This is a genomic window from Peribacillus sp. FSL E2-0218 (genome assembly GCF_037992945.1).
GTDB classification, from domain to species: Bacteria; Bacillota; Bacilli; order Bacillales; family DSM-1321; genus Peribacillus; species Peribacillus simplex_B.
This window is the reverse complement of the sequence record NZ_CP150304.1, coordinates 5,171,207-5,182,658: the sequence shown is the minus strand read 5'-3', so window position 1 is coordinate 5,182,658 and position 11,452 is coordinate 5,171,207. Positions and strand designations below refer to the sequence as shown.

Below are 11,452 nucleotides of genomic sequence, written 5' to 3'. Positions count from 1 at the left end.
ACTTATCCCTCCTTTGCAAAATATTTTTATGAATGTCATCTATTTGTATAGGCACAAATAAACTCATCGATTGCCGTCTTTATCTATTTGGACAGCAAGGTTTCGGTGAGCTGTATAAGGGATGTTGTGTTTGTGAAACGGTCTGTCCCTATCACTATATGTTGCGCTGTACAACCTTTGTACAGACTACATCTTGTTAGCAGATGAAGATTTGGATGTTTATTCATCAACAGGTATTTTGAGAAATATATAATAAAGAAGAAAAAAGGGTTTTCGACAATATCCACCGTCTGTGGACAAAATAATATACACAGGTCGAATAAGCTATCCACATGTTATACACAGTTTGTGGATAACCGTTACCTGTTGATAAAGTTATTCAGAGTGAAAACACAAATATAATATCAGAAAATCAGGCGTCTTGCAATGGGTCAGAAAACTTTATCCACAACTTACCGAGCGTGTGGGAAAAACTTTTCCACAGGCTATTGTTATGTGCAAAAGTCTATAAAATGGGTTGTGGACAGAAAAAAACATGTCGAATTTTATCCACAGACGATGGCTGCGATCACCAATAAATTAATTAATTGCAAAGTTTCAAGGCAGTGTCCTGCACCGCAAAGTCGTTCGCGCAAAAAACGCCGTGTACTCGATGAGGCGTTTTTTGGTTTTTGCATTCTTTGTCGATTCGCAACGATTTTGGAAAAGAAATCATCGGGAGTCCATCCTTGTGGTTCAGCGATAAAAGGAGGGGAATTTCCCTCTCACCAAAAATTTCTATATCAGTTCGGAGCAAAATCATTTACAATAGGCTAGGTAGTAAAAAAAAGGCCTACTGGACATTGAGCAAAAAAAACATATTTTTTCTGGATGAGGTTGACAAGTAGAAACCTCCATCTATATAATTGTAAAGACTGTCTTTAACTGTTATTCCTCAGGGAGGTGTCATATAATGAAAAGAACTTATCAACCGAATAAACGCAAGCATAGTAAAGTTCACGGTTTCCGTGCACGTATGAGCACGAAAAACGGACGTAGAGTAATCGCTGCACGTCGCCGCAAGGGCAGAAAAGTATTATCTGCATAGACCACTGAAAAGTCTCAGTGGTCTTTTTTCGCAAAATAAGGGATTTACTGAGACTCAATTCATGTAATGAAGGTGTAAAAATGAAAAAAAAGTTAAGGATTAAGAAAGAGGATGAATTTCAGCTTGTATTTAAAAAAGGTGAATCTTCTGCTAATCGGCAATTCGTTGTCTATGTCCTTGAAAAGCCGGATCAGGATCATTTCCGGATAGGCCTTTCAGTCAGTAAAAAAATCGGCAACGCCGTTGTAAGGAATCAAATCAAAAGATACATACGGCAAGCGTTTTTGGAATTGAAAGATGATGTAGAAGATGGTAAGGATTATATCTTGATTGCCCGAAAACCAGCGGCGGAGATGGACTTTTTCCAGGTGAAAAGCAGCTTGATCCATGTCCTGAAACGTTCTAAATCACTAAACTTTTCAAAGAAAAACAAATGAAATCTCCTTATATGGCGGAAGCAAAGCATTTCTCGCGGATGCCAGCCATTTGAGAAAGATAACATAGATCATCCCATTTGCACTGTGAAGATGGCGGCCTGCATTTCGCTGATGAGCAGTTCGCAATAGTATCAAAAAAAGATTGATTGCAGTTAGGAGGAAAATACGGTTGAAAAAACGAATATTACTCATTATTGGACTAGCCTCGATAATGATGCTGTTAGCTGGGTGTACGGAAATTAAAGAACCGATTACTGCGGATAGTGAGGGTTTTTGGAATTCATACATCGTCTATCCATTATCAGCCCTGATCATTTGGCTTTCTGAAACATTTGGCGAGAACTATGGTTTGGGTATCATCGGTGTCACGTTGATCATTCGCTTAGCATTGCTTCCGCTTATGATCAAACAGGTGAAAAGCTCGAAAGCCATGCAGGCCATCCAGCCTGAGATGAAGGAACTTCAAGCGAAATACAGCTCAAAAGATGCTGCCACACAACAAAAACTACAGCAAGAAACAATGGCCCTATTTTCAAAATATAATGTGAATCCACTGGCTGGATGTTTGCCGATAGTGGTTCAAATGCCGATCCTGATCGGATTTTACCATGCCATCAGCCGTACGCATGAAATAGCCTTACATAGTTTCCTTTGGTTTGATCTAGGCTCACCGGATCCTTATTATATTTTACCGGTAGTCGCAGGGATCACGACTTTCATCCAACAGAAAATGTCGATGGCCGGGATGAACTCCAATCCACAAATGGCTGCACAAATGACGATGATGCTTTATATCATGCCGATCATGATTGTTGTTTTTGCTATTAATTTCCCCGCTGCTCTTTCTCTTTACTGGGTAGTAGGTAACCTTTTTGGTATCGTTCAAACCTATTTCATTAAAGGTCCGGATCTTAGAAAAGCAGCTGCGGAAAACGCGGGAGGGGCAAAGAAAAAGTGAAAAAAGTGACTGCTACAGGACAATCTGTCGAAGAAGCAGTAAATTTAGCTTTAGCTCAACTGAACAGCACGAAGGATCGCGTCGAGATTGAAATTGAGGAAGAAGGAAAAAAAGGATTTTTCGGCTTATTTGGGGCAAGGAAGGCCATTGTCCATGTGACATTGCCTCCTGATCCAATCGAGGAGACACTTGGATTCTTGAAGAATGTCAGCCTTGAGATGGGTGTCGATGCCAAAATCGATGTCCACCGGAAAGGGAAGAACGTAACATTCCAATTATCAGGTGATAAAATCGCTTTATTGATCGGGAAAAGGGGTCAAACGCTGAATTCCCTCCAATATTTAACACAGCTTGTTGCGAATCGCCATTCGAAGCAGTTCTTGAATATTACAGTCGATGCGGAAGATTATCGAAATCGACGCAATGAGACGTTAATTCAATTGGCTGAAAGAATGGCGAACAAAGCGCTGAAATCGGGCAAGGCCGTTTCATTGGAGCCGATGCCAAGCTATGAACGTAAGGTCATTCATAATGCACTGTTGCATTATCCGAGAATCAAAACAACTTCAAGCGGTGTCGAACCTTATCGCCATTTGGTCATTACGCCGCTTAAATGAACCTTCTGCTTATTAGCAGGGGTTCTTTTTTTTGGTGAGACGTGGACGTGCCATCGGTTTTTGTCGAAAGCTATGTAATATAAAGGGCCATTCAGCAATAACCGACACGCTTCATTTCGATGGTCGCACATTCCGTATTGAAAGGGAAAAAGGGAGAGCCGCCGCATTTGTTATTCACATGTGGATAAGTTAAAATGGATGTTACAGAATATGGTTGCGCTGCATGTGGATAACTCTTGGAAGGAAGGAGTATCTACTTTTTTTCATGAATATACTGTGGTATTGTAGTAATTTAGGGATTCGACGATTTTATTATCAAAAATAATATAGAAACATCAATATATAAGAGGTGAAAACATGGAATTCGATACAATCACCGCTATCTCTACCCCTTTAGGGGAAGGGGCAATCGCCATCGTTAGAATCAGCGGTGATGAGGCCATAGAAATAGCCGATAGGATTTTTAAAGGACCAGGCGGAAAAGGATTGCTTGAGGTCAATTCACATACGATTCATTATGGACATCTTATCCAGCCTAAAACGAGTGAAATCATAGAGGAAGTCATGGTTTCCGTCATGAAGGGGCCAAAGACGTTTACAAGGGAAGATGTCGTGGAAATTAACTGTCACGGCGGAATCGTTTCGGTCAATCGGGTATTGCAGCTCATCCTTTCTCAAGGTGCTCGTCTTGCTGAACCGGGTGAATTTACGAAACGTGCCTTTTTGAATGGAAGGATCGACCTTTCCCAAGCGGAGGCCGTCATGGATTTGATTCGCGCTAAAACGGATAAAGCGATGAATGTTGCTTTAGGACAAATGGAAGGCCGGCTTTCAAAATTAATCCAAAACCTTCGCCAAGAAATTTTACAGACACTCGCTCAAGTCGAGGTAAATATAGATTATCCGGAATATGATGATGTCGAAGAAATGACACATCGTTTATTTTTGGAAAAAGGCAGTTATGTCAAGACCGAAATCGAGAAGCTGCTTCATACAGCCCAGCAGGGGAAAATCCTTCGCGATGGGCTTGCGACCGTTATTATCGGGCGCCCCAATGTCGGGAAATCTTCTTTGCTTAACAGCTTGGTTCATGAAAATAAAGCGATTGTCACGGATATTCCTGGGACAACGCGTGATGTAATCGAGGAATATGTCAATGTTCGCGGTGTTCCGCTTAAACTTGTCGATACGGCAGGAATTCGGGAAACGGAAGATATCGTTGAAAGAATTGGGGTTGAACGGTCTCGTGCAGTATTGAAAGAAGCTGATTTAATCCTGCTCGTATTGAATTATTCCGATGATTTTACACCTGAGGATGAGTTGCTGTTCCAGGCTGTCGAGGGAATGGATGTTATTGTCATCATCAATAAAACGGATCTTCCACAAAAAATCGATAGGGCAAAGGTGAAGCAATATTCAGCATCCCATAAGGTTGTTTCCACTTCATTACTTGAAGACCAAGGGGTCGACGAATTGGAGGAAGCCATTGCTTCCCTATTTTTTGAAGGTGCTTTAGAAACGGGAGACCTGACTTATGTATCCAATGCCCGGCATATCGCTTTGCTCGGACAGGCACGGCAGTCCATTACCGATGCAATTGAAGCGATTGAAATGGGTACGCCGATTGATTTGGTTCAAATCGATTTCACGAAAGCATGGGAGCTCCTCGGTGAAATCATTGGTGAAAGCGTCCAGGATAATTTAATCAACCAATTGTTCTCGCAATTTTGTTTAGGAAAATAATCGAAAAAAGGAGGAAAAGGACATGCAATACGAAGCAGGTAGCTATGATGTCATTGTAATTGGGGCCGGGCATGCTGGTAGTGAGGCAGGGCTGGCCGCTGCAAGAGTGGGAGCTAAAACGCTGATGATCACCATTAACTTGGATATGGTCGCCTTCATGCCATGCAATCCCTCCGTTGGCGGACCGGCAAAAGGGATTGTCGTGAGGGAAATTGACGCTTTAGGCGGAGAAATGGGAAAAAATATCGACAAGACCCATATTCAAATGAGGATGCTGAATACGGCAAAAGGTCCGGCCGTTCGTGCGCTCCGTGCCCAGGCGGATAAATTTCTCTATCAACAAGAAATGAAAAAGACGATAGAAGACCAAGAGAATCTGACCTTGATTCAAGGGATGGTAGAGGAATTGATCGTTGAAAACGACATTTGTACGGGTGTCGTCACGAAAACAGGAGCGGTATATCGTGCGAAAACGGTCGTAATCACCACGGGAACCTATTTACGCGGTGAAATCATCCTAGGTGAACTGAAATACTCGAGCGGCCCCAATAATCAGCAGCCTTCCATCAGGCTTTCTGAACATTTGGAGCAATTGGGGTTTGATTTGGTCCGTTTTAAAACGGGAACACCGCCCCGTGTGAATAGCTCTTCCATTGATTACAGCAAAACGGAAATACAGCCTGGCGATGAAGTGCCACGCGCCTTTTCTTATGAAACGACAAAGTTCATCACCGATCAATTGCCATGCTGGCTGACGTATACCAATGAGGGGACGCACCAGCTGATCGATGATAATTTGCACCGTTCTCCTATGTATTCCGGAATGATAAAAGGAACGGGACCTCGTTATTGCCCATCGATAGAAGATAAGGTCGTCCGTTTTAATGATAAACCGCGGCACCAAATCTTCCTTGAGCCTGAGGGACGCAATACGAAGGAAGTGTATGTGCAAGGGTTATCGACCAGTCTGCCTGAAGATGTGCAAGTGAAGATCCTTCAAACGATCCCGGGACTTGAGAAGGCGGAAATGATGCGTGCTGGATATGCGATTGAATATGATGCGATCGTCCCTACTCAGCTCTGGCCTACCTTGGAAACGAAAAAGGTTAAGAATCTGTATACTGCCGGACAAATTAACGGCACTTCCGGTTATGAAGAAGCAGCTGGCCAAGGTCTGATGGCCGGTATTAACGCCGGATTGAAAGCGATCGGTAAAGAAGAGCTGATTTTAAGCCGTTCCGATGCCTATATTGGGGTTCTCATCGACGACCTTGTAACGAAAGGCACCAATGAACCTTATCGATTGTTGACTTCACGGGCAGAATATCGGTTATTATTGCGCCATGATAATGCCGATTTACGCTTAACGGAGATGGGATTCAATATTGGAATGATTAAAGAAGAGCGCTATAATCGTTTCCTTTTGAAAAAAGCGGCGGTCGAACAGGAAAAAGAACGCCTGAAATCGCATTTCATCAAACCGACCGAAGAGGTACAAGCGGTCATCACTGCCAGTGGCGGCAGTGAGCTTAAGGATGGCATCCGTGCGTCTGATTTATTGAAACGGCCTGAAATGAATTATTCCCATATTCAAAGTTTGGCTCCAAGCGATGTCGAACTGAGTGATGAAGTGACGGAACAGGTCGAAATCCAGGTCAAGTATGAAGGATATATAGAAAAATCGTTGCAGCAGGTCGATCGCCTGAAAAAAATGGAGAATAAAAAGATTCCAGAGAATATCGACTATGATGCCATTTCTGGCCTCGCAACGGAAGCACGTCAAAAATTAAAACAGGTCACTCCGCTATCGGTGGCGCAGGCCTCAAGAATTTCCGGTGTGAATCCGGCCGATGTTTCGATTTTGCTCGTTTATTTGGAACAAGGAAAGATTGCCCGAGTATCTCAGTAAGGGAAATACCCAAAAAGGATTGAAGAAAACATGAATATAGAACAGTTCCAAAGAGCGTTGCAGGAGAAAGGGATCGAGCTTTCTCCTCACCAGCTTGATCAGTTTGACACCTATTACCGTTTATTGGTTGAATGGAACGAAAAGATGAACTTAACGGCCATCACTGATAAAGAAGAGGTTTATTTAAAGCATTTTTATGATTCTATCAGTGCTGCCTTCTATTTCGATTTCAACAAACCTTATCGGATTTGCGATGTTGGGGCTGGAGCTGGTTTTCCCAGCATTCCATTGAAGATTTGTTTCCCGGACATTCACGTATCGATTGTTGATTCCTTGAATAAGCGGATTTCTTTCTTGAATCATCTTGCGGATTCCCTGCAATTAAAGGACGTCTCCTTCTATCATGACAGGGCGGAAACCTTCGCCCAAAAACCGGAGCACCGTGAAGCTTATGATATTGTCATGGCAAGAGCGGTGGCGAGGATGTCCGTTTTAAGTGAATTATGCTTGCCGCTTGTGAAGACCGAGGGTACGTTCATCGCCATGAAAGCAGCCAGTGCACAAGATGAAATGGATACAGGGAAAAAGGCGATTTTCACGTTAGGCGGAAAAATTGCTGAAATCCATCACTTCACTTTGCCAGAAGAAAATAGTGAAAGAAACATCATTACAGTCAATAAGGTGAAGAAGACGCCGAAAAAATATCCAAGAAAACCAGGGACACCGAATAAACAGCCCATTGAATAACCTTTAGTAAGAAAAATCGCATATAGAGCTGGCACTTGTCCATGTTTTCTTTTACTATAAAGGTATCATTCCATTCATTTATTAATGGATAATCCCGCATGAAGGCGGACCTTGGTACAATAGACCTTGTGCCAATTTTTCGAAGCAGGACTGGTATGTTGGCGATATTTCCCTATTCAATTCGGGGAAATAATCCGGGGCATGCCGAAAGAGGTAGAAAATCACTGGTCGTCCGCTCCACATATTGCCTTGATGACGCCAGTCGACATGTTTTTTACAGTGAAGGATCATATGTATAACCATGTCGGGAAATGTATGCAGGACTTGTCCTTTAAATAGAGAATATGTTATTTGGGAGTTTTAAAAGGTGGTGTAGGAAGATGAAGCATCCTTTTTCGCGGTTCTTTGGGTTTGGCGAAAAAGAAGAACAGCAACTAGAGATGGAGACACCTAGCAATAATAATGAAGAAATAAGAAAAATATCCATTTCTGATATTGTACCTAATCGATTTCAACCAAGGACCGTTTTTAATGACGATAAAATTGCTGAATTGGCTCAAACGATCCATACTCATGGAATCATTCAACCAATCGTAGTAAGGGCTTATGGACAGGGGAAATATGAAATCATAGCAGGTGAACGGCGTTTTCGAGCCATGCAAAAGCTGGGCTGGGAATTGGCACCTGCAATTATCAAGGATTTCACCGATACAGAAACGGCTTCCGTTGCGCTGATAGAAAACCTTCAGCGTGAAGAGTTGACACCGATTGAAGAAGCTTTGGCATACGGTAAACTCTTGGAGCTGCATAGTTTGACCCAGGAAGCTTTGGCACAAAGGTTGGGGATAGGGCAATCAACCGTTGCGAATAAGCTGCGGCTGCTTAAGCTGCCCCAGGAAGTTCAAGATGCACTTCTTCAAAAGCAAATTACGGAGCGGCATGCCCGTTCGTTGATTCCGTTGAAAAGTCCGGAAAAGCAAATCAAATTGCTTTTGGAAATCATCGAAAAAGGGTTGAATGTCAAGCAGACGGAAGAGCAGGTCGTCAAGCTTCTGACAGGTACGGTGCAAAAACCGAAACCTAAGCGGAAGGCGTTCAGTAAGGACATGAGGATCGCCGTGAACACGATCCGGCAATCGCTCAGCATGGTTACAGACAACGGAATAAACTTGGATGCAGAGGAAGAAGAATTCGAGGAGTATTATCAATTCACGATAAAAATACCCAAGAAAAAATCTTGATCCCCATTCTTGGCCCAGCTTGGTAGTCTCCGATTACCAAGCTTTTTTTGCCTTCGCAGGGCTTATCTTTTGCGAAAGTGTTACGCTTTTCCGCGGCTTTTCGTGCCGTTTAGGCATTTTTCAATTTTTTGTGGAATTGAAGAAAACGATTTCTTCCAGTAATATTCATGATAAAATAGAAAGAAATAAGTGGATTTACGGTAATAAATGGCGTATTGAAGATAGTTGAAAGCAGGTGAATTCGTGGGTAAGATTCTTGCCATTGCCAATCAAAAAGGCGGTGTAGGAAAAACGACAACTTCTGTCAGTCTAAGTGCGTGCCTTGCTTACATAGGGCAGAAAGTCTTAATGGTCGATATCGATCCGCAGGGAAATGCGACGAGCGGTGCAGGTATTGATAAAGCAGATGTCGAGCAGTGTATTTATGATGTATTGGTGGATGACGTCGAAGCCAGTGCCGTCATCTTGGAAACAAAGGTGGAAAACTTATATGCCATACCTGCGACCATTCAACTTGCAGGTGCTGAAATTGAACTGGTACCAACGATATCAAGGGAAGTGCGCTTAAAAAGGGCATTGGAAGAGGTGCAAAGCGAATACGATTACATTGTGATCGACTGTCCTCCATCTCTAGGCTTGCTCACGCTTAATGCTTTGACGGCGGCTGATGCCGTTTTGATTCCCGTCCAATGTGAATATTATGCATTGGAGGGCTTAAGTCAACTCTTGAATACGGTCCGACTCGTGCAAAAGCATTTGAACCATGAGTTGAAAATCGAAGGTGTGCTATTGACGATGCTGGATGCGAGAACGAATTTAGGTCTCCAGGTCATTGAAGAAGTCAAAAAGTACTTCCAGGATAAAGTTTATCAAACGATCATACCCCGCAATGTGCGTTTGAGCGAGGCACCGAGCCATGGAGAACCAATCATCATTTATGATCCGAAATCACGTGGAGCGGAGGTCTATTTAGAATTGGCAAAGGAAGTGGTATCACATGGCTAAAGGGCTTGGCAAAGGACTTAACGCACTTTTCAATAATGGTGAAATAAGTAAAGATGAAATCGTGCGCGAAATCAAATTAAGGGAACTAAGGCCAAATCCTTATCAGCCCCGAAAGAACTTCCGGCTTGAAGCGATAGAAGAACTGAAGCAATCGATCGAGGAGCATGGGATCCTGCAGCCGATTATTGCCCGGAAAAGTATCAAGGGATATGAAATCGTGGCTGGGGAGAGACGCTATCGTGCTGCCATGGAAGCTGGTTTGAAGACAGTTCCTGTCGTTGTCCGGGAATTGAATGAACAGCAGATGATGGAACTGGCCATTTTGGAAAACCTGCAACGGGAAGATTTAAACCCGATCGAGGAAGCGGCGGCCTATCAGACACTGCTGGAAAAACTGGAATTCACCCAGGAGCAGCTGGCCAACCGCCTGGGGAAAAGCCGGCCCCATATTGCCAACCATGTGCGATTGCTATCGCTGCCTGAAGGGATAAGGAGCCATATCTCAGCGGGGAAACTGTCGATGGGACATGGCCGGGCATTACTGGGCATCAAGAACAAGGAAATGCTGAAGCCTGTAGTGGATAAAATCCTCAAAGAAGGAATGAATGTAAGACAGCTGGAGCAATACATACATCAATTGAACGATCGCGTTTCACGTGAAACGAAACCAAATAAACAAGAGAAAAAAGATATTTTCATAAAACAGCGCGAGACAAGCCTTCGCGAAAGGCTGGGAACCAGTGTAACGATAAAGCAGAGCAAGAAAAAAGGGAAAATAGAAATCGAATTTTTTTCAAAAGAAGATCTAGAGCGGATTCTGGACTTGATCGATCAAGAGAACCTTTCCTCATAACTTGGAAAATGGCATGTCGATTTATTTTTTCACTGTCGAAAAATGGGTGAATTAGATGATGGTTTTATTAGGTACTTTGGTGAATGGTGCGTGCATTTTAATCGGTTCGATTTTGGGAAGGTATTTACAGCATATACCTGAAAAGATAAAAGAAACGGTCATGAGTGGAATCGGCTTGGCCATCATGGTTTTAGGCCTGCAGATGGGATTGAAAAGTGAGCAGTTCATTCTTGTCATTTTAAGCATCGTAGGGGGCGCTGCCCTTGGCGAATGGGTCAATCTTGAAGGCAGGCTGAATTCTTTAGGGAATTGGATCGAGCGCAGGATGAAGGCCAAGGAAGGGACTTCGATTTCGCAGGGGTTTGTAACGGCTACGCTCATATTCGGGATTGGGGCGATGGCGATTATCGGTGCCCTGGATAGCGGGATCAGGAATAATCATGATGTTCTGATGACGAAAGCGATCATTGATGGGTTTACTGCACTTGTCCTTGCCAGCACGCTAGGGATAGGTGTCCTCTTTTCAGCATTTCCGATCATTATTTATGAAGGTTTCATTGCAATCTTTTCAAGACAAATCAACACGATGATACCGACTGCCTTAATGGATTCGTTCATATTGGAAATGACCGCAACGGGGGGCGTCATGATATTGGCGTTAGGCCTGAACATCATCGGCATCACCAAAATCAGGGTCGCAAACCTGCTTCCGGGCATCCTCGTTACGGCCATTCTCGTCACGATCATGTATTATGTTTAAACAAGAAGGAAGGGACATTCCCTTCCTTCTTGTAATTGGTTTCGTTCTTATCAAATTTTCCCGGTGGAAAAGGCTTCTATCTAGGAGTTAAAAAA

Annotated in this window: 12 protein-coding genes; all 12 read left to right on the top strand. The window is 43.2% G+C overall.

Annotated features, from left to right (window positions below; translation table 11 throughout):
- Positions 1-426: 426 nt before the first annotated feature.
- Positions 427-816, top strand: coding sequence for a hypothetical protein (locus MHI53_RS25070; protein ID WP_340372551.1), 390 nt, complete (start codon positions 427-429; stop codon positions 814-816).
- A 136-nt stretch (positions 817-952) separates the two neighbouring features.
- A complete protein-coding gene (rpmH, locus tag MHI53_RS25065) occupies positions 953-1,087 on the top strand; it encodes a 50S ribosomal protein L34 (protein WP_081092489.1) in 135 nt (44 codons plus the stop codon).
- A gap of 80 nt (positions 1,088-1,167) precedes the next feature.
- On the top strand, positions 1,168-1,524 hold the full coding sequence (gene rnpA, locus MHI53_RS25060) for a ribonuclease P protein component (protein ID WP_061143179.1): 357 nt from the start codon (positions 1,168-1,170) through the stop codon (positions 1,522-1,524).
- Positions 1,525-1,693: 169 nt separating this feature from the next.
- Positions 1,694-2,482: a YidC family membrane integrase SpoIIIJ gene (spoIIIJ, locus tag MHI53_RS25055; protein ID WP_061143180.1), complete on the top strand. Its 789-nt coding sequence runs from the start codon at positions 1,694-1,696 to the stop codon at positions 2,480-2,482.
- On the top strand, positions 2,479-3,099 hold the full coding sequence (gene jag / locus MHI53_RS25050; RefSeq protein ID WP_340372550.1) for an RNA-binding cell elongation regulator Jag/EloR: 621 nt from the start codon (positions 2,479-2,481) through the stop codon (positions 3,097-3,099). Before spoIIIJ ends, jag begins: the two co-directional genes overlap by 4 nt.
- A gap of 357 nt (positions 3,100-3,456) precedes the next feature.
- The gene (gene mnmE / locus MHI53_RS25045; protein ID WP_061143182.1) at positions 3,457-4,842 is read left to right on the top strand and encodes a tRNA uridine-5-carboxymethylaminomethyl(34) synthesis GTPase MnmE; all 1,386 of its coding nucleotides are present in this window, start codon (positions 3,457-3,459) and stop codon (positions 4,840-4,842) included.
- A 22-nt stretch (positions 4,843-4,864) separates the two neighbouring features.
- Positions 4,865-6,751 (top strand): tRNA uridine-5-carboxymethylaminomethyl(34) synthesis enzyme MnmG, encoded by a 1,887-nt coding sequence (mnmG, locus tag MHI53_RS25040; RefSeq protein ID WP_340372549.1) that lies wholly within the window; start codon positions 4,865-4,867, stop codon positions 6,749-6,751.
- 30 nt (positions 6,752-6,781) lie between these two features.
- Positions 6,782-7,498 (top strand): 16S rRNA (guanine(527)-N(7))-methyltransferase RsmG, encoded by a 717-nt coding sequence (rsmG, locus tag MHI53_RS25035; protein ID WP_340372548.1) that lies wholly within the window; start codon positions 6,782-6,784, stop codon positions 7,496-7,498.
- A gap of 380 nt (positions 7,499-7,878) precedes the next feature.
- Positions 7,879-8,739: a nucleoid occlusion protein gene (gene noc, locus MHI53_RS25030; RefSeq protein WP_061143185.1), complete on the top strand. Its 861-nt coding sequence runs from the start codon at positions 7,879-7,881 to the stop codon at positions 8,737-8,739.
- A 243-nt stretch (positions 8,740-8,982) separates the two neighbouring features.
- Positions 8,983-9,744 (top strand): AAA family ATPase, encoded by a 762-nt coding sequence (locus MHI53_RS25025; RefSeq protein ID WP_061143189.1) that lies wholly within the window; start codon positions 8,983-8,985, stop codon positions 9,742-9,744.
- Positions 9,737-10,597, top strand: a complete 861-nt coding sequence (locus MHI53_RS25020) for a ParB/RepB/Spo0J family partition protein (protein WP_061143186.1) — start codon at positions 9,737-9,739, stop codon at positions 10,595-10,597. Before MHI53_RS25025 ends, MHI53_RS25020 begins: the two co-directional genes overlap by 8 nt.
- 58 nt (positions 10,598-10,655) lie before the next feature.
- Complete coding sequence (locus tag MHI53_RS25015) at positions 10,656-11,357, top strand: DUF554 domain-containing protein (protein ID WP_061143187.1); 702 nt, start codon at positions 10,656-10,658, stop codon at positions 11,355-11,357.
- The last annotated feature ends 95 nt before the right edge of the window (positions 11,358-11,452 follow it).

Excerpts from the sequence above, each read along its gene's own strand:
- rnpA (WP_061143179.1), top strand. The coding sequence starts at position 1,168 with ATGAAAAAAAAGTTAAGGATTAAGAAAGAGGATGAATTTCAGCTTGTA.
- MHI53_RS25070 (WP_340372551.1), top strand. The coding sequence starts at position 427 with ATGGGTCAGAAAACTTTATCCACAACTTACCGAGCGTGTGGGAAAAAC.
- MHI53_RS25015 (WP_061143187.1), top strand. The coding sequence starts at position 10,656 with ATGGTTTTATTAGGTACTTTGGTGAATGGTGCGTGCATTTTAATCGGT.
- rpmH (WP_081092489.1), top strand. The coding sequence starts at position 953 with ATGAAAAGAACTTATCAACCGAATAAACGCAAGCATAGTAAAGTTCAC.
- mnmG (WP_340372549.1), top strand. The coding sequence starts at position 4,865 with ATGCAATACGAAGCAGGTAGCTATGATGTCATTGTAATTGGGGCCGGG.
- mnmE (WP_061143182.1), top strand. The coding sequence starts at position 3,457 with ATGGAATTCGATACAATCACCGCTATCTCTACCCCTTTAGGGGAAGGG.
- MHI53_RS25020 (WP_061143186.1), top strand. The coding sequence starts at position 9,737 with ATGGCTAAAGGGCTTGGCAAAGGACTTAACGCACTTTTCAATAATGGT.
- noc (WP_061143185.1), top strand. The coding sequence starts at position 7,879 with ATGAAGCATCCTTTTTCGCGGTTCTTTGGGTTTGGCGAAAAAGAAGAA.
- rsmG (WP_340372548.1), top strand. The coding sequence starts at position 6,782 with ATGAATATAGAACAGTTCCAAAGAGCGTTGCAGGAGAAAGGGATCGAG.